The 20,142-nt window shown below is 48.2% G+C and carries 19 protein-coding genes and 1 riboswitch; all 19 genes read right to left on the reverse strand.

The annotated features are described in order from the left end of the window. Positions 1-21 precede the first annotated feature (21 nt). The 19 genes from ASL11_RS07155 to ASL11_RS07245 all read right to left on the reverse strand — a co-directional run bounded on the left by ASL11_RS07155 (position 22) and on the right by ASL11_RS07245 (position 20,096). A complete protein-coding gene (locus tag ASL11_RS07155) occupies positions 22-555 on the reverse strand; it encodes a F0F1 ATP synthase subunit delta (RefSeq protein ID WP_056611679.1) in 534 nt (177 codons plus the stop codon). After that, the gene (gene atpF, locus ASL11_RS07160) at positions 552-1,037 is read right to left on the reverse strand and encodes a F0F1 ATP synthase subunit B (protein ID WP_056611682.1); all 486 of its coding nucleotides are present in this window, start codon (positions 1,035-1,037) and stop codon (positions 552-554) included. The genes ASL11_RS07155 and atpF overlap by 4 nt, the downstream gene beginning before the upstream one ends. Before the next feature lie 78 nt (positions 1,038-1,115). Continuing rightward, the gene (atpE, locus tag ASL11_RS07165) at positions 1,116-1,340 is read right to left on the reverse strand and encodes a F0F1 ATP synthase subunit C (protein ID WP_028556930.1); all 225 of its coding nucleotides are present in this window, start codon (positions 1,338-1,340) and stop codon (positions 1,116-1,118) included. Positions 1,341-1,418: 78 nt separating this feature from the next. Continuing rightward, the gene (atpB, locus tag ASL11_RS07170; RefSeq protein WP_310501116.1) at positions 1,419-2,126 is read right to left on the reverse strand and encodes a F0F1 ATP synthase subunit A; all 708 of its coding nucleotides are present in this window, start codon (positions 2,124-2,126) and stop codon (positions 1,419-1,421) included. Between the two features lie 37 nt (positions 2,127-2,163). Next, positions 2,164-2,544 (reverse strand): ATP synthase subunit I, encoded by a 381-nt coding sequence (locus ASL11_RS07175; protein ID WP_056611685.1) that lies wholly within the window; start codon positions 2,542-2,544, stop codon positions 2,164-2,166. After that, positions 2,544-2,765, reverse strand: coding sequence for an AtpZ/AtpI family protein (locus tag ASL11_RS07180; protein WP_056611689.1), 222 nt, complete (start codon positions 2,763-2,765; stop codon positions 2,544-2,546). The genes ASL11_RS07175 and ASL11_RS07180 overlap by 1 nt, the downstream gene beginning before the upstream one ends. 223 nt (positions 2,766-2,988) lie before the next feature. Beyond that, the gene (gene wecB, locus ASL11_RS07185; protein ID WP_056611693.1) at positions 2,989-4,125 is read right to left on the reverse strand and encodes a non-hydrolyzing UDP-N-acetylglucosamine 2-epimerase; all 1,137 of its coding nucleotides are present in this window, start codon (positions 4,123-4,125) and stop codon (positions 2,989-2,991) included. Positions 4,126-4,234: 109 nt separating this feature from the next. Next, a complete protein-coding gene (upp, locus tag ASL11_RS07190; protein ID WP_056611696.1) occupies positions 4,235-4,864 on the reverse strand; it encodes a uracil phosphoribosyltransferase in 630 nt (209 codons plus the stop codon). Between the two features lie 214 nt (positions 4,865-5,078). Next, positions 5,079-8,258, reverse strand: a complete 3,180-nt coding sequence (locus tag ASL11_RS07195) for a glycosyl hydrolase (protein ID WP_056611699.1) — start codon at positions 8,256-8,258, stop codon at positions 5,079-5,081. 16 nt (positions 8,259-8,274) lie between these two features. Next, entirely contained in the window at positions 8,275-9,876 is a 1,602-nt protein-coding gene (locus ASL11_RS07200; protein WP_056611702.1) for a response regulator, read from the reverse strand. Further along, on the reverse strand, positions 9,873-11,657 hold the full coding sequence (locus ASL11_RS07205; protein ID WP_056611705.1) for a cache domain-containing sensor histidine kinase: 1,785 nt from the start codon (positions 11,655-11,657) through the stop codon (positions 9,873-9,875). The genes ASL11_RS07200 and ASL11_RS07205 overlap by 4 nt, the downstream gene beginning before the upstream one ends. A 73-nt stretch (positions 11,658-11,730) precedes the next feature. Continuing rightward, a complete protein-coding gene (locus ASL11_RS07210; protein ID WP_056611708.1) occupies positions 11,731-13,344 on the reverse strand; it encodes a hypothetical protein in 1,614 nt (537 codons plus the stop codon). Positions 13,345-13,421: 77 nt separating this feature from the next. Beyond that, the gene (locus tag ASL11_RS07215; protein WP_056611713.1) at positions 13,422-14,294 is read right to left on the reverse strand and encodes a carbohydrate ABC transporter permease; all 873 of its coding nucleotides are present in this window, start codon (positions 14,292-14,294) and stop codon (positions 13,422-13,424) included. A 15-nt stretch (positions 14,295-14,309) separates the two neighbouring features. Next, a complete protein-coding gene (locus ASL11_RS07220) occupies positions 14,310-15,212 on the reverse strand; it encodes an ABC transporter permease (protein ID WP_056611718.1) in 903 nt (300 codons plus the stop codon). Positions 15,213-15,353: 141 nt separating this feature from the next. Continuing rightward, entirely contained in the window at positions 15,354-16,382 is a 1,029-nt protein-coding gene (locus ASL11_RS07225; protein ID WP_056611723.1) for a glycoside hydrolase family protein, read from the reverse strand. A 474-nt stretch (positions 16,383-16,856) separates the two neighbouring features. Next, complete coding sequence (glyA, locus tag ASL11_RS07230) at positions 16,857-18,107, reverse strand: serine hydroxymethyltransferase (protein ID WP_056611727.1); 1,251 nt, start codon at positions 18,105-18,107, stop codon at positions 16,857-16,859. Between the two features lie 36 nt (positions 18,108-18,143). Continuing rightward, a complete protein-coding gene (locus ASL11_RS07235; protein ID WP_056611730.1) occupies positions 18,144-18,755 on the reverse strand; it encodes a TIGR01440 family protein in 612 nt (203 codons plus the stop codon). Positions 18,756-18,770: 15 nt separating this feature from the next. Beyond that, on the reverse strand, positions 18,771-19,229 hold the full coding sequence (gene rpiB, locus ASL11_RS07240) for a ribose 5-phosphate isomerase B (RefSeq protein WP_056611733.1): 459 nt from the start codon (positions 19,227-19,229) through the stop codon (positions 18,771-18,773). A 104-nt stretch (positions 19,230-19,333) separates the two neighbouring features. After that, positions 19,334-19,414, reverse strand: a riboswitch (ZMP/ZTP riboswitch). Between the two features lie 109 nt (positions 19,415-19,523). Further along, positions 19,524-20,096, reverse strand: a complete 573-nt coding sequence (locus ASL11_RS07245) for a low molecular weight protein arginine phosphatase (protein WP_056611736.1) — start codon at positions 20,094-20,096, stop codon at positions 19,524-19,526. Positions 20,097-20,142 lie beyond the last annotated feature (46 nt).

Below are 20,142 nucleotides of genomic sequence, written 5' to 3' on the forward strand. Positions count from 1 at the left end.
CCTATTCTTACAGTGGTTATATTAAACTAACGCTTTGGCCAAACGATCAAGTTTGCCTGCCAAGCTTCCATCATATAAACGATCACCGATACGTACTTGAATGCCGCCGAGCAGCTTAGGCTCAACTACAGACGAAACACGGATCGTTTTACCAGTTACTTTACTGAAATGTGAAGCTATCTCAGCTTGTTGTGCATCCGAAAGTACGTATGCAGAGTATACAGTCGCACTCGCTTGACCAAGCGCTTCATTTGCAACTTTGGCATAATCGTTCGCCAAAGCAGAAACAATGGACTGTCTACCTTTATCAATCAAGACAAGCAGCGTGTTCCACACCGGTTCGGAAACTTTGCCTTCGAAAATCTGCTTCAGCAGGTCCGTTTTAGCGGTATTCCCGATGTTCGGATGGTTCAGGAACTTCTGCAAGTCTGCATTATCCCTAATCGCACTAGCTACAGATTTAAGCTCATCTTCAACTTGGGAAATAATATTCTTTTCCTTCGCTACTTCGAATAAAGCTTTGGCATAACGCTTCGCTACGACGATGTCACTCATACGTTGCCTCCTACCTCTTTGAGGTAATGCTCAACAAGTTCTTCTTGTGACTTTTCGTCGATTTGTTTCTCAATAATTTTGGATGCGATCAGAACGGACATCGCGCCAACTTGGCTGCGAAGAGCGGCAACCGCTTTGTTCTTCTCATTTTCGATATCTTTAAGCGCTTCGTCTTTCAAACGGTTTGCTTCTGCACTAGCTGCATGAATAATATCATCCGCTTGCTTGGAGCCTGTGTGCTTCGCTTGCTCAATGATGTCGTAAGCTTCCTTACGAGTTTGTTGCAGCGCTTGCTTTTGTTCCTCCAACAGTTGCTCTGCCTGTTTACGGCTAGTTTCAGCTGTTTGAATTTGGTCTTTCACCAATTGTCTGCGTTTCTCCATCATGCCGAACAGAGGACCGAACGCAAATTTAGAAAGCAACAAATATAAAATTAAAAACGCGACAAGTTGTATCCAAAATGTGGACCATTCAATATGCAAGTAACGTCACTCCCTTCTGATAACATGGGCAAAACGAAGGCGTGGTGGCGACTTCGGCCATCAACGCCAAGCGGTTTCTTAAGCTTTTCCCATAAAGATGAACGCAAGAACCAATGCAACGACCGGCATTGCCTCAACTAGACCTACCCCGATAAACATTGTTGTTTGAAGCGTACCACGAAGTTCTGGTTGACGAGAAATACCTTCCAAAGCACGACCTACGATCAAACCGTTACCAATACCTGCACCTAGTGCTCCCAAACCGAATACGATACCTGCTGCTACTAATGCTATTGCTCCCATTGATAAAATCCTCCTCTAAACTCTTAGGTTTTGTTTGTTTTATAAGTGACTCGAGACTTCCCGAGGTAAGTCTAATGCTTAGTGCTTTTCTTCATGAATCAATGTTTGTGAGATATAAACCATGGTCAACATCGTGAATACGAAGGCTTGAATCGCACCTACGAACACACTGAAGCCCTGCCATACGAAGAGAGGCGCAATTCCAAACCAACCTGCTCCAATAATGACAGATATCATGATTTCACCTGCATAAATGTTACCGTAAAGACGGAACGCAAGCGTAAGCGGCTTCGATACAACTTCAATTAAATGAAGGATCAACATTGCCCCTTTGAACTCAAAGTAATGCGCGAAGTAATGCTTCGTGTTACGAGTTATCCCTAAGTAATGACTTAGTACGATAACAACTACCGTTAGTGCTCCTGTAACAGCGATATCAGCTGTCGGTGATTTCCACCAAGATACATGATCTTCCGTCACGATTGAGAAAGGAAGGCCGAGCATGTTGCCGATAAAGATATACATGATGAGCGTAAGACCAAGTGCGATAAAACCTTTGCCATGCTTGGAACCGATCGTGCTTCCAATAATGCCTTCTACGAACTCAATCGTCCATTCCATGAAGTTTTGAAGTTTCGAAGGATTTGTTACGGATGCTCGGCTCGCTCCTGCAATAGCAAGAATTAACACGATAACTGTGGTAATCCCGATCATCAGTAGTGCTGATGCATCGAAATCAATACCAAACCAATTATATATTGGCGCGTGATGTTCCATATTTTCCATTTTCACCCCTTTCATCCGTTGAAGTTACATCGTGGAATTACTTCTTTGACTTCTTAATAGAAAGAATACCCAGTACGAGTGTTGCCAATTGAGCAAAAAAGTATCCAACAATCGTCGTGGTTAATGCAACATGTTCGGGATACCTGACGGCAATCAAACCGACAAACCCCGCGATTGCTGCCCTTGTCAGAAAGCCAAGGGTTACCTTGCGCCCTGACTGCTCTATCGCAGCTGCTGCCAGCTTGTTAATCTTCCAGGCTAAGAACCTTGCATTGATCATACTTGCACAAGCTCCAAGCATTATCCCCGCAACGTAAATCCGGTAATCGACAAGAAGCGCCCATGCAGCCAAACAAAAGGATAAAAAGAAAAGAAATACATTTTGAACCGTTTTCAGAGTGGCTGAAAAGTCGTCCATCATAGCCCTCCGTACCGCTTAATCATGAAGTAAATGCTCATGATGCCGGTTACAAGCCCAAGTAAAAACCCGACTAACAACCAGATCTGTCCACCTAGTGCGCCACTCAACCAATCGCCGAAGAAATATCCGGCTGCCAAACATACGACAAGGTCTATGCCAATTGCACTAGTTAACGCTACTGCCCGCCAAGGATTATCATTGGAATTTGGCCGTTTCATTGCACCCTCCTGGGTGTTTTCCACATGGGAAAACGCGTCTCGTAGCTCATCTGCTACGAATCCTCATTCATTGTATCGAAGCCATGCTAAGTTTGTCAATTGACGGAACTTCATTTGTCACATCTCACAAAACTCCTTAGAGCCTTGCGGCTCTAGGGTTTGCGCTTTTTCAAACCGAACAGTCCAACTGTACGCTGTAGCGTTTGTCATGATTTTGTCACGGTTAGAAAGATTCCGGGCGTTCAGTAGTCCTACCGAAGTGATGAAGAATCGCTTGAACAATGCGTTCAGACGCTTTTCCGTCTCCGTAAGGGTTCGCAGCTTGGCTCATTTTATTGTACTGATCTGGATCTGTCAGTAGCGCGCGCGCACGTGTGTAGACCACTTCTTCATCCGTACCAACTAGCTCTAAAGTCCCTGCTTGGATGCCTTCTGGACGCTCTGTCGTATCACGAAGAACGAGAGCTGGAACACCGAAGGTCGGCGCCTCTTCTTGAAGACCGCCAGAGTCTGTCAGAATCATGTACGTATATGGATAGAAATTATGCAATTCAAAAACGTCAAGCGGATCGATCAGCTTGATGCGTGGGTGATTGCCTAGAATTTCATGAGCAGGCTCGAGAACTACCGGATTCGGATGAACCGGGTAAACAATCGCAATATCCTCAAACTCATCAGCGATACGTTTCACGGCACGGAATATTTGGCGATGCGGCTCACCTTGAGCTTCCCGGCGATGAGCCGTCATCAAGATCAACCTGCGGCCTGCCGCCCATTCCAGCACGGGGTGATTGAACTTCTCCTGCACCGTGTACTTAAACACGTCTATGGCTGTATTACCCGTCACATAAATTTGGGACTCTGATTTATTTTCTTTACGCAGGTTTTCTGCGGATTGCTGTGTTGGCGCAAAATGAAGATCAGCAAGAACACCCGTTAATTGACGATTCATTTCCTCTGGATATGGCGACAATTTGTTCCACGTACGGAGACCCGCTTCCACGTGTCCTACTTGGATCTGCTGCATGAAAGCTGCATAGCTGGCAAGGAACGTTGTTAGTGTGTCCCCATGCACGAGAATTAGATCTGGCTTCGCTTCTTGGAACACAGGCTCCAAACCTTGCAGCACACGCATCGTAATCTCATTCAGTGTTTGGCGATCCTTCATAACGTTAAGATCAAAGTTCGGTGTGATTTTGAAAATATCAAGCACTTGGTCCAACATCTGACGATGTTGTGCGGTTACGCATACCAGAGACTCAATCTGCTCAGGATGCTTCTCCAACTCGAGAATGAGCGGAGCCATTTTGATAGCTTCAGGTCTTGTTCCGAAGATCGTAATCACTTTTAGACGTTTCATCGGTTTCTTCTCCCCTTAAAGCTTTCCGTAGGAAAGCTATCTTCGTAAGCATGAGCTTAGTTTTCTTACAGGAAAACTGACTTCGTAAGCTTTACTTTTGTTCAAAAAATTAATCCGTGCCGTACAATCGATCCCCTGCATCCCCGAGACCTGGCACAATGTAGCCATGATCATTCAAATGATCATCAACCGCTGCGACGTAAATATCAACGTCTGGATGTTCTTTTTGTACAGAAGCTACGCCCTCAGGTGCTGCAATGAGACACATTAGCTTAATACGTGAGCAGCCTCTGCTTTTCAGCACGTCAATTGCTGCATTGGCAGATCCGCCTGTTGCAAGCATAGGATCAATAACGAGCAAATCCCGCTCCAACACATCGGTTGGCAACTTCACATAGTACTCAACAGGTTGAAGCGTATCCGGATCGCGGTAAAGACCAACATGTCCTACTTTTGCAGCTGGCATCAGCTTTAACACACCGTCAACCATACCTAACCCCGCGCGCAAAATAGGAATCAGCCCTAACATTCTACCCGAGATAACTTGGCAATCTGCTGTTGTAACCGGCGTTTTCACTTGCACTTGTTGTAGTGGCAGATCTCTTGTAATTTCATACACCATTAATGTAGCAACTTCATCGACAAGGGCTCTAAAATCCTTCGTTGTTGTGTTCTCATCCCGAATATAAGTAAGCTTATGCTGGATAAGCGGATGATCGCAAATATGTACTTTACCCATATGTTCCTCCTAATTAAGCTTATAGGTCAGGCAAACCTCGTCCATTATATCATATGTTATCCAACTTATCTGCTGTAGAACCGCCATTTCTCTTGATGACTACTACAACGAAGCAGCTTGGTTTTCCTGCGGTTATAAAATCATGACAAAAAACCCTCGTGAACCGCACTTTCCAATCGGAAAATGGGCTCATACAAGGGTTTGCATGTGAGGTTTAGCTGGCGTTAACCAGCAACAATTGAACGCCGGTCAGCCCGCAGCTGACCAAACAATAGCGATCCGTCCATATGTGATCGGCACCTGCATCGACCCAACCGATTTTATCGGTGAAGCTGGTGGGGCCAACAAAGGTGACTTCCCCTTTTAGATGATGATGGGGTCCAAATGTATTGCGCCCGCTGGTCAGCAGTTCGATTTGGAGCTGTACCTGTTCGCTCACTATTTCATCTGTTACGTCCAGCTGGTGGGCTCCCCATAGAATCGTATGGGTGGTTCCACCATTCACTGTGATGCTCATAGCTGGACAGCGCATAGCGTCCCACTGAAGGACGAGCCTTCCGTTATTGTTGCGAATATGTTTCAACACTTGCTCGGGTAAGGTAATCGTTTTGTCTGCGGTCACTCGTCCTGAATAGAACACCAATCCCTGCGTCGTGACGTCCGTCAAGTGAAGCTGCTTCGGCAGTGTGGTTAACGTGAATGGACCTTCCGTCCACAACGCCTCGCGCTCTGCCTGCTCCCAGCCGCCATGTGGCTTCACAGCGAATGGCCCCAGCACATACATGCTTTCGACTTCAACATCGAATAAGAGCTTATTGCGAATTGGAGCCAAATTAGCACCTGCCACACCGAAGAACCGATAGACATCATCGTTACAGTAAAAGGGTCCTGACATGCGGATACGGTTATGACCCTCCCGTACAAATTCGCCGATTCTCAGCGTTGGGAAGCTGCGGTCACCGCCAAACCAGCCGTCAGCATCCTCCGCACGAAAAGACTGTCCATTGATCGCCAGCTCCCAATGCTCAGGACGCTCAACTGCCAGCTTCCACAGTGAACGATCCGTCTGCCGCATCAACTCAACATCGGTCTCGAAAGTGAACTCCAACTCCACATGTACAGGTCGTTGCATCGCGATACAATGCTCTTGAATGTTCAACACGTAGGTAGGAGATGACCACTCCCCTCCATCTATTCGATAGGCGGCATAGTCGAGTGTCAGAGCATTAGGTGCTGACAACTGGTAGTCCCATGGAGCACCTACGTTCGCTTCAACTGCTGAGAATGTCTTCTCAATTGGTAAAGGAGCTGTTGCCTGAGGCGGTTCTCCGAAAGTGGCCGATTCCGTCGTAACCTTACTGTCCCAAACGGCGAAGAGCTTCGAATCGCCTGGAGCCAGCTTCACGCTTGCCGACAACATACGTGCATCAGCTTCGGCCTTTTCTCCTTTTTCCAAATCCATCTCCATCCATATTCGCCGATCAGACGCAGGAATCTTCAACTCGATTACCTCTGTATCACCCGTATGCACAGCATAAAGCAAGGTCACACCTGGCAATCGCCGTTCCTGCACATAGAGTTTTCGTAATGCTTCCTGTGATGTACCCTCCACTGGAAGCCAATCCTGACGTGCTTTCACATGTTCACGCACGTCACTTATTTCCGCAACATGCACAACGCGATCGCACAAGAACCACAAAGACAACTCCTCACACCGCTCCCCCTTCAAGTAACGAGGCGCTTCGCCCACCAGAATGACCTTTCCCCCGGCTTCTGCGAATGATTTCAGCAATGCTAAGGTTGAAGCCTCCAGGGTTAGCACATCACTCACGATCACCGTGTCGTATGACTGCTCCCCAATTTGCAAAACGCCGTCCATGACACGGCCGTAGCGCTCCATCAACGTCTCGTCCCCGTAATCGAAATCACGCTGAAGCGCTAATAGTCCATGGGCTAACTCATCCATTCGGTCCTGCATGCGCTCTACAGCACTACTATCCTTCACGCTTTGCAGGAGCCAAGCCGATCGCATCGGATGCAGAACAAGAATCCCTGGAGCCGCCTTCCCAAGGGTCAACAAATACGTAAGCCTAGCAAAGTAATCATTAAACTGGCTGTACACATCCCACCACGGTTGCTGAACGTAAAGCGAAGGCGGATAATCCCGCTTCCGAACCCCGCGAATCGAATACGATTGCAGATGCGGGCATAGTCGGTTCACGCCTAGGACAAACTGCCACTCCGCGATGCGCTTCATCTCGCGAAAGCTCAAGTTCCAACCGCAGCAACCGAAGGTTTCTGTAATCACGAACGGTTTACCTAACTGCCGCGCTACCGAGGCAGCCTGCTTAGGCAGCAGGACGCTGCGCGGCGTCCGCCCCAGCATATCAATTCCCGGCATATGCATCCGCTCATACAACGGCATCACGCCAGCCGTATACTGCATCTGGTCCATGAGAGTGTCTTCCCCCATGAAATGACCTGTCAGCTGCCAGCCGTGTGCCTCGCACCAGTCTGCCACTAGACGAACGGATGTTTGGAATCGTGCACTTACTATATGCCAGAACTGATAGCGTGCGCGATATGCCGCATCCTTCATAGACTCATCTGCATCTGTTAGAAGCCAACCGATCGCATTCGCAATCGAATCCCCGTAATGCACCGAGAATGCTTGATCCAAATCAACGGACCATGGCACGCCAGAGAACTTAAACTCATCGGTGAAAATACCCGGCATTCCTCCTTCACCGAAACGCTCCCCCATACGCTGAAAATAAACATCGTGGCACGCCTGCAGAAAAGCTTCCATCGCATTTTCAGAAAGAATATCAATATAATAAGGATTTACGCGGCACATCACAGCCACTGCTACATCCCAATTCTCGTCCTCTGGACCCTTACCTAACATAGTCCTAGCCTCATATAACACCCGCCATTGCTGCTCGTTCTCTCGACGAACAAGCAGGTACAGGAAGTCTGGATCCTGCCTAAGCGCTTCAACCTGTTGCCCAGCATCCACTCTTTCGACTCGGATACCCTCCAGCGACTTCTGCTGATACGAAGCCCCCAATGCCGGCACAACACCGTTTGCCGTTCCACTAGGCCAACCGTTCTCATCGTAGCACCAGGCTTCGAGCCCTTGAACCTTAGCCTCGTTCGCCGATATCTCAACCGCATCCAGAAACGCCTCACCCATATAGGGAGTAAGAAGTCCCTGCCTCGTGTGCATGAAAAAGCCACCTAACCCGGCTCGCTTCATTTCGCCAATTTGCCTGCGAAGCTCCTCGGGTTCCAGCTTATCGTTCCATGACCAGAATGGCGTGCTTCTATAGGTAGCAGGTGGATTATGAAAAATCGATTCTTCGAATTGATCTCGAGCTTCCTTTGGTAACAAAGCAACTCTCTCCTCGTCAATCCCTCCAGCTTGCTGCGACAAACTTCTGTGGAGAGGTCCCGGTTATTTTTTTGAACAAGGTACAAAAATACTTCTCATTATGAACACCAACAGCCTCAGCAAGCTCTAAATTCGAATAATCACGTTTACGCAACAACTCGATGGCCCGTTCTATCCTACGCTTAGAGACGTAATCGGTGAAATTAATCCCTAATTCTTTCTTGAAAAGCTCACTCACATAAGTCGGATTCAAATGAATATGATCTGCTACAACACCTAAGGAAATTGATTCCTTCAGGTGATCTTCAACGAAACGCATCGCCTTCGCCATTTCGGGGCGCAGACCGCTCCCTTCTGCACGGGCGTGCAGCTTCTCCCACTCCACGCGCAGCCGCTCCACCAGTTGATGCAGATGCGTACAGTCCGCAAATATAACCACATCGGCTGTAACTTCATCATCTGCAGATAGCAACCGTTGGCGAAGGCGTGCACACCAGCCCTCGATATAACCCAGCAGCTTGCCAGGAATAATCCGATGGTTATGCAAAACATGCAGCAAAGGCGCAAGCGCTTCGCCTCCCGACGACTTCGCACTAGAGCGCTCGAGCACTTGCTCGAAGCGTTCTGAGAGTTCGCGCCAGTCACTTTCGCTATAGCCTAGCCTGCGATTTGGCGTAATCACCGTGCCAAAGCTGGCGTAGAAAGTGTCGTCAAGCGCACCTTTGGCTTCCTCATAGGCAGCAGAAGCTGAACCCCAACCGTTGTACATTCGGCTCACACCTATCGAAACCGAGATCCGTAAATACGTTTTTATCGCATCACGGATGCTTTCCCCAAGCTCGTAACAGTTCCGGTCGAACGATTGTTCGCTGCCCGCCCGAATCGTAGCCAGGGCAACAATGACGCCCTGCTGCAACTCACAAGCGAAACAGCTCCCATTCTCTCGGAGCACTTCCTCGATAATATTTAACATGCCGTACTTGAGCATGTTACGGTCCGCTGGTGAATACTCCAAGCAGAATACATCGTAATTATCAAAACGCACAGCAAAGCACCCATATTGCCGCGGCTCAAAACCTGGTACTAGCTCTGCACTTCGGCGCTCCATGACAGGATCAGATACCTCTCCACGGAGTAGTTCTTCTAGCAGATGCTTGCGCAGACGATAGGAATTCTCCTTCACGGATCCGCTGAGGCTTTGTAGGCGCCGCTCCTTCTCCTCACGTGCGATCACGTTATCGCGTGCTTTGGACAAGGCCGTGCGTACATCTTCTTCGCGCAGGGGTACCTTGACCAAATATTCAAACACCCCCATAGCAATCGCTTGTTTGGCATAGGCAAAATCCGAATAGGCGCTTAGGATGATGACTTCCACACCTGGCAATCGTTCCCGCAGCTGACGAACGAGCTCAATCCCGTCCATACCAGGCATCACGATATCCGTGATAATGAGATCAGGACGCAGTTCTGTAGCCTTCTCCAGCGCTTCAGCGCCCGAATAAGCACGACCAACTAGCCGGAATGGCATCCGCCGCTCCGCCCACCGCCCGAAGTATGTCTCTAGCCGCTGCACCATCGGCGGCTCATCATCCACAATGAGGCAAGTCACCTCTCTCATTGCGCCTCCCCCCTTCCGCGTTCATCATGCTGATCTTGAGCTATATCATCTGGGAATGTCAGTGTTACACATGTTCCACGACCTGGCTTGCTCCATACGCTAAGCCCATAAGGTTCTCCGTAATTTAAACGTATGCGTTGATGAATGTTGTACAAGCCTATTCGTTTACGGTGATCAAAATTTCTCCCTACAGGATCCTCAAGTAATAGCTCAGTTGTCTTATCAGGTGTCATACCAATCCCCTGATCCTCAACTTCAACAATGAGTTTGCCATCACGACGGACGGCAGACAACCGTATAGCTCCTGACTTACGTCCACCTGCATAGCCATGAAAAATACTGTTCTCCACAATCGGTTGTAGCGCCATCCGTAATACAGGAAGTTCTAAAGTAACTGGATCAATCTCCTCTATGAGCTCAAATTCACAGTCATATCGGATCTTTTGAATATACAAATAATCCTTCACATTCCGGAGCTCCTGCTCCAAGTTGACACGGTCAGAGAACTCCGTAATGCCGTATTCTAGAATCGAAATCAGTGCTTCAATGATGTTATCTACCTCATGATAGCGCCCAAATGCGACTACATTGGAGATTGAACCTAACGTGTTATATAGAAAATGCGGATTAATTTGAGACTGCAGCACTTGAATCTCTAACTCTTTCTTCTTGCGCTCGCCACGGTTCACATGCTCAATTAAGGTGCGAATCTGGCCTAGCATGTCGTCGAATGTTGCTGCCAGTTTGCCGAATTCATCACGGCGTGCGCTCGATATGCTAACGTTCAAATCTCCGTGACCGACTTGATTGATTTTACGAATCAGATAGTACACAGGCGTTCGAATCATGCGGGCCACGAAGCCAGCCGTCAACACACTAAGCAAGAAGCCCAGCAGCAGCAGGCCTATGAAAAATGTCTCCATCCGCTTGAGCGAGGTTTGCAGCGTCGTTCCGTCATAGAAGGCAAATACAATCCATTTGGTACGTGGATTAATGCTCTTCATAATCGTCACAGCAGTCCCGTTCATATGGTCATTAAAGACATCGTCCTTGGACTCGACAAGCTCCCGACCATCTCGGTCATCAAAGCGCAAACGATGATCGACAATACTGAACAGGCGACTGCCCGCTGGCTCCAGAATGACACGTCCCTCTTTGTCCATAATGCCTAGCTGCAAATCGTTGCTGCCACCGCCAATCTTCTGCAATCTCTCCTGCATCGCAGTTAGATTCAAATCCACTGCCACAGCCATCGGTTCACCGGCAATGGTAATCGCTTTGGTGAAGGTAACCGTCCAACCGGAGAAGAAATTCTGATACGGCTGGCTAACGGTCACGGCCCCATAGGCGTTGCTATAAGCCATTTTATATAGAGGATCACGATCGTCTCTAGGGTCGTTAATGACCTTGGTTACAGGATTTCCGCCCAGTATGGACAAATCCTTACGAATCACGTACACGTCTGTCAGCATGACCGAGTTCTCCCGATAAGCATTCTCCAGGGCAGCTTGCGCAGCCGTCAGATCATTACGCCACGAAGCCGCTGAAGTAGAGAGTTGGCCGATCGTATTTTGCACAAGAAGAAAGTACAGATCGATATATTCCTCTTCCTTATGCAGCAACTGTGTTGCTTGGTTAAGCTGACTCGAGGTAATTTCATTTTTAATATAACGGTAGGATAAGCCACTTAGAATAGCCTCCGAGCTGAGCACGAAGACGAAACAGACCAGAAACAGTCGGAATGATATGTTGTGGAACCATTTCTTGATCCAATCTCGCATGTGCGCACCCCTCGTTGCTAGCTGTCGTTGAAATGTGGAAAAAGAGGAGGCGTCTCCCCTTTTCCCCACTACATTATTTTATTACACCGTCACCTTGCAACTGCTTCGTATAATTGGCAATCGCATCGTTCAGCTTGAATTTGTCCTGCAGCGTCTTCACGTACGTATCCCAGTTCGTTAAAGGCTCTTTCCCTGTTACGAATTTGAGCATCATTTCATTGGCGTACTTGAGGCGATCTTGCGACATCGGGTCAGCTGGATCGTCAAAAACACGTGGATTTACGTTGTTATCCTTCAAATAACTCGTGTTAATCTTCTGGTTCGCGTTCGTGATATCAGGTTTTTGGAAGTCGAAGTACACGCCATCCGTCGCTTTGCGAACGAAAGCATAGTTATAGCGCCACTCAATTTCCTTCTCGTTATAAGTGGATCTATCAATTAGCTTCGGTGTGCCATTCGTCACGGTAAAGGACTTATCTTTGATCCCATAAGCAAGGAATGGATACGCATCTTTATTGGTATATAGATACTGAATGAACTGCATCGCACGCTTAGCTTTACCTGCATCCTTCATCGCTTCCTTGGAAAGTCCAATGAGTGACTGCTGGAATGGTTTTACGTCAAGAATTTGATCCCCATATGGCCCCTTTGGAGGCGCGATTTGTTTCCAATCCGGCACACTGCCACCGGCATCCTGCATTTTCTTCGTTTCCGCAGGCTCCGAACGGCGCCAGTCTTCGATCATAATACCAACTTTGCCTTGGTACATTTTATTATCACGTTTGAGTCCGTCGTCGATCGTTACCCAGTCAGGGTCAACAACTTTCGCATCGATCATTTCTTTAATGAACGTCAGCGCTTCCTTCGTTTTCGCGTCCGTGTTGTAGACAACCACCTTACCATCTTTGACATCTACAAAGTTAGGTTGTACACCGTACATCCAGAAAATCTGTTGGAAGCCTTGCGCACCACTCGTACTATAACCCAGTGAGCCGTCCTTCGGCAGCATCGCGACATAACCATACGTATCGTTCTTGCCATTACCGTCTGGATCGTTGAAAGTGAACGCTTTCATAACATTGAGCAATTCTTGTGGATTCGTCGGAACCGACAGGTTCAACTTTTTGAGCCACGTATTATTGATCCACCAGCCATTTACACCGCCAACGGATTCAGAAGCTGGTAAACCAATCGTATGACCTTTATATTTCATAGGCTCGAGGCGCGAAGGGTCGAATGCTTTCGGAAGCTCAGGGAACTCCTTCAACAGATCATCGAGATCGGCAAGCAAGCCTTGATCGTAATATTTAATCGCAGAGGCACGGTCAGGGAACGAGACTATGTCAGGAATTTGATTGGAGGAGATCAGCAGATTGAGCTTATCCTTCCAGTTCTCACCGCCCATGATCATATCGAGATCCATATTGTTGTCTTTCTCGATCATTTGACGAATCGGATCCTGCTCTTTCGCTGGCATTGGCGTTGTTAACCGATAACCGACTGTATTATAAAAGCTAACTTTATACTTCTTGTCAGCTTCCACCGGCTTTGCCGTTTGCGTGGCTCCAGTAGAGGGGGCAACGCTCGCGCTTGGTGAAGCCGTATTCTCAGCCTTGCTGCAGCCTGCAGCAACAACCCCTAGGATTACAGTCATACTAAGCAACGCACTTGCGTGATTCTTTTTCATCTTGAACCTCTCCCTTTAGTCTATTATACATGCTATATCGAGAGTTGCCTCTAGATATCATCGATTTTGGCCCCACATTAACCTTTCACAGAGCCAAGCAGAACACCTCGGGTAAAATGCTTCTGGATGAACGGATACACAACCAGAATCGGTAACGTTGTAATGGCGACGGACGCCATTTGGACCGAAATAGGGTTCACCGAGTTAGCAGCTTCTGCTGCGTCCCCGCTAATTGCAACAGAGGCGAGTAAGATCTGCCGGAGGAATAGCTGCACAGGCTGATTCTCTGGAGAGTTGATGTAGAGCAAGGCATCGAAATAACTGTTCCAGTGCCACACAGCGTAGAAAAGGCCAATTGTCGCGATAATCGGTACAGACAACGGGATTACGATGCGTACCAAGATGGCAATTTCACCCGCTCCATCGATCCGAGCAGCTTCATCAATAGCCTCTGGCAGCTGTTCGAAAAAACTTTTCACAATCATGAGATAGAACGCATTGATCAATCCCGGAATGATGAGTGACCATTCGGAATCGAGCAGTCCTATATTTTTCACGAGCAAGTAGCCCGGAATAATACCGCCGTTGAACAGCATGGTGAATACGATGAAAAGCAGGAACGGACTTCGACCAGGTAACGCTTTACGCGAGAGCGGAAGTGCTGTAATGACAGTGAACACTAGGTTCAGCAGCGTACCGACAATGACACGAAAGAGGGTCACTTGGTAGGCATCGAGTAATCGGCCCCCTTGCATAATCTCTCGATAAGCAGTCAATGTGGTATGCGTCGGAATAATGACTAGCCCGTCTTTCTTAATGAACTCGGATATCGGTGTTAGTGAAACGCTGATGACATACAGGAAGGGCAATACACAGGAAGCAGCGAGCAGGCTGAGCAGCAAATAGTTAACACCTTGGGCGAGTCGGTCGCCAGTGGTCATGTGACGCATGGATAATTCCTCCTTCTACCAGATTTGTCCGTCGAATTTTTTGGCAATCCGATTCGCACCAAGTACAAGCACGAAGCCGATTACTGACTTGAACAATCCAACGGCGGTAGCAAGTCCAATGCGTCCCTCTTGTAAACCGACCCGATACACCCATGTCTCGATAACATCGGCCTTCTCTTGATTAAGCGGATTGAGCATAATGAAGATTTGGTCAAAGCCAACATCAAGAATGGCGCTGAGCCGCAGCACGAGCATGAGGATAATGACGTTGCGAATACCTGGCAGTGTAATATGCCATAACTGACGGGACTGAGACGCGCCGTCCATCGTTGCCGCTTCGTAAAGGCTTGGATCAATACCTGTGAGCGCTGCCAAGTAAATGATGGCTCCCCAACCGACTGACTGCCAAATATCCGTTGTTACGATAAGGGATCGGATCAGACCAGACTCGGTTAAGAAGGATATGCGATCTAAGTGAAAGGCGGTCAACAACTGGTTAACGAGCCCTGTTCCAGGTGCGAGGAAAGCCACCAGCAACCCGTAAATTATGACCCATGACAGAAAGTGAGGCAGGTAGGTCAGGGTTTGGATGGTTCTTTTGAACCCCGTTGAGGTGACGGCATTGAGCATTAAAGCGAGTATAATTGGCGCTGGAAACGAAAACATGAGCTTGTAAAACGAGATCAGAATGGTGTTTCCGATAATTTGCTTGAAGTACACACCATCGAAAAATAGCTGAAAGTTCTGCCAGCCGACCCACGGGCTTTCCCAGAGTCCTTGCAGGACGTTGTAGTTCTTAAATGCAGCGGCGATGTACACCATCGGCACATATTTGAATACCGCAAAGTACAGCAAGCCCGGAATTAATAGGGCATACATGACACCGTATCTCCGCAGCAGGTTCATCGTTCGATGCATGAGCTGCCTCTCCTCTCTCTGTTTGTTATACCTTTATTGTAGCGCCGCAGAAGAAGCGATCCTTTTCATATCTTTGGCAGATGGTCTAAAATCTTCGGAAATACGAAAGCCGCCTCCTAGTTGGGAGACGGCTTTGCTAGATCAATTTTCGACGAGCGTGATGTAATCGTAGGCTAATGGAATTCGGATGTTATACGATCGGCTTCCCTCCCGTTCAAGCACGGCACACAGCAGGACGGCAGGCATCCCGCTCTCATCGAACCATAGCTGGGGGCGTTCCAGTCTGAGGACGGATTGTGCGTCCCGATGAGCCCAGGGAATTTGTAAATCGAAAGCCAGTACATGCCGCGATGGTCGCCATACAATGCCGTCTGATGATTCAAATAAGGCCACTGAGCCCCGTTCAGATTTCGTAAAATAACCTTGAAAGTCCTTCATCAATGCATAGTACTCGTTGCCCTGACACCAAACATAAGGGTCCTCTACCGCCCAATCGTTCGTTGGATTCGTTACTGTTGGGGCTGGCTGCTTACGGAATGGTCCAAGCGGATGATCGGCAAAGGCAACACCAGCGTTAACAGCTCCACCCTTTGGCGGAGGGCCCTCGGCCACACCTTTGTACATCATCAGGATACGGCCGTCAGCGGTCTCACACACCGTAGGGTTGCTCGTCATGAGTCCATCCCACTCTCCTGGGGAGACATCGAGCACGGGCGACGTCCCTCGAGTCCATGGACCAGCGGGATGATCAGCCACAGCAACGCCGATACGTTGATGGTTGCGATACGCCCACCAAGTTGCCTCATCGGCAGGTTGGTCGAGATCAAACTCGGGGCCATGCGTCCCCATGTAATACAAGTAATAACGATTACCATAGCGCAAAATGGCTGGATTGTGTGCCACATCTCTGTCCCAGCTCGCTGCGCCACCTCTACATGTCCAAACCGTATCCACGTGATGGAACGGACCCAACGGATTATCGGCAACCGCATAGGCGATTTCGGAATGCGTGGCCCATGCCTCAAAACCAACACGTTCAGGCCAACGCGAATAGAACAAGTAATACCTCCCCTCCGCATCTTGTGTCATCGATCCACACCAAACATGCCATCCATCTAGCTCGAACTTCGCCCCAGCCGGCACAGGCCGAAGCATCTCCTGAAAATTCATGCACACCTCTCCTAGCTGTGTAAGGGTTTACATTCATACAGAACCAGTGTAAGGCGTTTGCCGCGCTGAAAGGTTTCATATTTTCGTAAGATGGTTTGAAGTTTTGGGAAATGTGTTTGGAGGATTGGTTTGAACTGGCCTTGGCTTGGCGCAGGATTGTGGCTGGCTTGTGGCTGGTGAGTGCATGGTGACTGGCGAGCGGTGTTTAGATGTATAAACTACAGCTAATTTTCTCGATTCTAACGTGTTTTCGTGAATAGATGGAAAAAGTACAGCTAATGTATCTCATACATATGCTGAATCGAACGAAACGAAGGAATTTACCTACAGGATATACAGTTAATCCTTCAGATTTGAAAATAAACTTTAAATAGATGGAGAAAATCCAGTTAGTTCGCGGGCAGCCGGGAGTTGCGGTGGGGATGTGAACAAAAAAAGACCAGCTCCTATGAGCTGGCCCTATAAAAGTAGCTATTAGTAAGTCAAACCTGGGTAAAGCGGGAATTGTGCCGTTAGATCAGACACCATACCACGAGCTTTCTCAAGCGTAGCTTCGTCTTTCGGATTTTTCAAAGTAAGACCGATAACCTTTGCAATGGTTTTCATTGCCTCTTCGTCCATACCACGGGAAGTAACAGCCGGAGTACCCAAACGGATACCGCTTGTTACGAACGGGCTAGTTGGGTCGAAAGGAATTGCGTTTTTGTTCGCTGTAATACCAATTTCATCCAAAACGTGCTCAGCGTCTTTACCGGAGATGTTAAGGTTACGCAAGTCAACCAACATCAAGTGATTGTCCGTACCGCCAGAAACAAGGTTGATACCTTCAGCTGTAAGAGCAGTTGCCAAAGCTTGTGCGTTGTTGATAACATTTTGACCGTACACTTTGAAATCTGGTTGTAGAGCTTCACCGAAGGAAACAGCTTTCGCTGCAATTGTATGCATCAAAGGTCCACCTTGGGAACCAGGGAATACCGCTTTATCAATCGCTGCAGCCCAAGCTTTCTTCGTAAGAATCATACCGCCGCGAGGACCACGAAGCGTTTTGTGTGTTGTTGTTGTTACGAAATGTGCGTGTGGTACTGGATTCGGGTGCAAACCAGCTGCAACTAGACCAGCGATATGCGCCATATCAACGAAGAACAATGCGCCTACATCGTTAGCAATGGAAGCCAATGCTTCGAAATCAATCGTACGCGGGTAAGCACTTGCACCAGCAACTAACATGCGAGGCTTATGTTTGAAAGCTGCTTTACGAACATCGTCGTAGTCGATGCGGAAATCTTTTTCGCTTACGCCGTAAGCTACGAAGTTGTAAAGGATACCGGAAGCATTTACTGGGCTACCGTGTGTTAAGTGACCACCATGTGCAAGGTTCATACCAAGAACCGTGTCACCAGGGTTTAGAGCTGCCAAGTAAACAGCCATGTTCGCTTGTGCACCGGAATGCGGTTGAACGTTTGCGTGCTCAGCACCGAAAAGCTCTTTCGCGCGGTCACGAGCGATATCTTCCACGATGTCTACGTACTCACAGCCACCATAGTATCTTTTGCCTGGGTAGCCTTCTGCGTATTTGTTCGTAAGTACAGTACCCATAGCTTCAAGAACGGCTTGGCTCACGATGTTCTCGGAAGCAATTAGCTCGATTTTGTCGCGTTGACGGCCTAGCTCAAGGTTCATCGCTTCTACGATTTTCGGATCTTGCTTGCTCAAAAAGTTTGTCATATGGAATTCCTCCTAAAGATGATAGTTAACATGTAATTAGCAATCTGCATCAGGTGCAGCTTGTTGATAAAGTTGATCCGCCAGATCTGCGGAATATACAGCTCTAGTACCACCGATGAGCTTCGGCCTAGCGAATGCCATCGTGACATAAGCTTGGCCAATATGGCGAACCAGCGGCCTTACAGGAACAGCGACTCTGCGCAGATGCATCCCAATAAGCGTTGAGCCAATATCGATGCCTGCATGCGCTTGAATCGTCTCGACAACAACCGGCTTTACGAAGTGTCTGTACGCATAAGAAGCCATCGAACCCCCTGCCTTCGGCACGGGAATCACAGATACCGTTTCAAGCTGCGGCGCCAGCGCCAGCAACTCTTCTTCCACAATCAGCGCACGATTCAAATGCTCGCAGCACTGATAGGCTGCATGCAGCCCGAACTCGCCGCAAATACGCGCAACCGTCTCAAAAATCGGCTTCGCTGCATTAAGCGTACCCGATGTACCAATCCGATGCCCGAGAATTTCACTCGTACTCGTACCGATCACAAGAATGTTACCAGGGCGAAGCTCGCCCACTGTAACCAGCTCTCGCAGATTCGCTTCCAAAGCTTCCGCTGCTGCTATAGGGTCAAATACGGAATCACTCATTATGCATCCTCATTTCTAGGGATGTACCGTGAAACGATCTTCGATGCTCTGCACTTTGTTGATGCGATTCTTATGGCGGACACCTTCAGAAAACTCGGTCTCCAACCAGATTTTAACGATTTCTTCCGCTACGCCAGGTCCAACTACTCGCTCACCCATTGCTAGCACGTTCGTATCATTATGTTCGCGCGTCGCTTTTGCGGAGAAGAGGTCATGCACAAGTGCACAGCGAATTCCCGGAACTTTATTGGCAGCAATGGACATCCCTATGCCAGTTCCACAAAGCAGAATCCCTTTATCTGCCTCTCCTGAAACGACTTTTTCGCAAACTTGAAGTGCATAATCCGGATAATCGACGGAGTCGCCGCAGCTGCATCCGAAATCGATCACTTGATGACCTAATGATTCAATAAAAGGAATGATAACATCTTTCAAACGATAGCCTGCATGATCTGCACCTAAAGCAATTTTCATGAATAAAACGCTCCTTTTTGACTGTTCGAATTCGACCATCCTATTATATCCCAAAGCTCACCAAATACGAAAAAAAGAGCGCACACGCTAAAAAACGCGCGTTGCTCTTTTGCCCAGGCGACCGGCCGTATAGCTCAATGCTCCATTGTGGTTACTCCCACTCGTCGCCAGTTACATTGAGTCTTGCTTGTTATTTGTATTTTATCGCATTCCCAGCGATGTGTAAAGCTCTATTGGCCTATCCCACTGAGGGCCTTTATGGAAAAAGCAAACGTCCGAGTTAACCTCGGAAGGCTAGCGTATTTTTTTTACCAATTTATCTAGGCTCCGACTAATTTCCTCGGCTGTATACCGATAATCAGCTAGTGACCCACCATAAGGATCTGAAATATCATAGTCTGGAATTGTGTTTTCCAGCGCATACATACGGCTTCTTTCTTCCACAGATACCGTCTGAGATAGCGATTGTTTAAGCTGAAGCTCTGTCGCAAGCTGCTCTCGCTCCTCAATCGCCTTGAGAATACGATCATCGTCCTCTACATACTCTTTGAGTGTATACGTCTTCTCGACCGCATAAGGAAAGCGCCCAATCACGGTACGTTTATGCCCCGTCGTCATCGTCAAGACCAGATCAGCCCAATCGACATCTGCAGCGCTAATCGCTAGTGAACTAATCGATTCCTTGAAACCCGCTTCATGAAGTAGTGACTGGCTGTTTCTCGATATCGGACCACCCGTCATTGCAGATACACCTGCCGAACGGACCTCCGCCGCAAGCCCCTCTTGATGCACCCTCATACGCAGCAAACCTTCAGCTAACGGACTGCGGCACGTATTTCCTGTACAGACAAATAGAATTCGCAACATGAAATCCTCCCTAGAATAAACGGCTATACCACCGTTCGTACTTACA

The organism is Paenibacillus sp. Soil750 (assembly GCF_001428045.1).
Classification (GTDB): Bacteria; Bacillota; Bacilli; order Paenibacillales; family NBRC-103111; genus Paenibacillus_E; species Paenibacillus_E allorhizoplanae.

What these genes read in the sequence shown, in the direction of transcription:
- ASL11_RS07155 (WP_056611679.1), bottom strand. Translation starts at nt 555, where the DNA reads ATGAGTGACATCGTCGTAGCGAAGCGTTATGCCAAAGCTTTATTCGAA.
- atpE (WP_028556930.1), bottom strand. Translation starts at nt 1,340, where the DNA reads ATGGGAGCAATAGCATTAGTAGCAGCAGGTATCGTATTCGGTTTGGGA.
- atpB (WP_310501116.1), bottom strand. Translation starts at nt 2,126, where the DNA reads ATGGAAAATATGGAACATCACGCGCCAATATATAATTGGTTTGGTATT.
- ASL11_RS07175 (WP_056611685.1), bottom strand. Translation starts at nt 2,544, where the DNA reads ATGGACGACTTTTCAGCCACTCTGAAAACGGTTCAAAATGTATTTCTT.
- ASL11_RS07180 (WP_056611689.1), bottom strand. Translation starts at nt 2,765, where the DNA reads ATGAAACGGCCAAATTCCAATGATAATCCTTGGCGGGCAGTAGCGTTA.
- wecB (WP_056611693.1), bottom strand. Translation starts at nt 4,125, where the DNA reads ATGAAACGTCTAAAAGTGATTACGATCTTCGGAACAAGACCTGAAGCT.
- upp (WP_056611696.1), bottom strand. Translation starts at nt 4,864, where the DNA reads ATGGGTAAAGTACATATTTGCGATCATCCGCTTATCCAGCATAAGCTT.
- ASL11_RS07200 (WP_056611702.1), bottom strand. Translation starts at nt 9,876, where the DNA reads ATGAGAGAGGTGACTTGCCTCATTGTGGATGATGAGCCGCCGATGGTG.
- ASL11_RS07205 (WP_056611705.1), bottom strand. Translation starts at nt 11,657, where the DNA reads ATGCGAGATTGGATCAAGAAATGGTTCCACAACATATCATTCCGACTG.
- ASL11_RS07210 (WP_056611708.1), bottom strand. Translation starts at nt 13,344, where the DNA reads ATGAAAAAGAATCACGCAAGTGCGTTGCTTAGTATGACTGTAATCCTA.
- ASL11_RS07215 (WP_056611713.1), bottom strand. Translation starts at nt 14,294, where the DNA reads ATGCGTCACATGACCACTGGCGACCGACTCGCCCAAGGTGTTAACTAT.
- ASL11_RS07220 (WP_056611718.1), bottom strand. Translation starts at nt 15,212, where the DNA reads ATGCATCGAACGATGAACCTGCTGCGGAGATACGGTGTCATGTATGCC.
- ASL11_RS07225 (WP_056611723.1), bottom strand. Translation starts at nt 16,382, where the DNA reads ATGAATTTTCAGGAGATGCTTCGGCCTGTGCCGGCTGGGGCGAAGTTC.
- glyA (WP_056611727.1), bottom strand. Translation starts at nt 18,107, where the DNA reads ATGACAAACTTTTTGAGCAAGCAAGATCCGAAAATCGTAGAAGCGATG.
- ASL11_RS07235 (WP_056611730.1), bottom strand. Translation starts at nt 18,755, where the DNA reads ATGAGTGATTCCGTATTTGACCCTATAGCAGCAGCGGAAGCTTTGGAA.
- rpiB (WP_056611733.1), bottom strand. Translation starts at nt 19,229, where the DNA reads ATGAAAATTGCTTTAGGTGCAGATCATGCAGGCTATCGTTTGAAAGAT.
- ASL11_RS07245 (WP_056611736.1), bottom strand. Translation starts at nt 20,096, where the DNA reads ATGTTGCGAATTCTATTTGTCTGTACAGGAAATACGTGCCGCAGTCCG.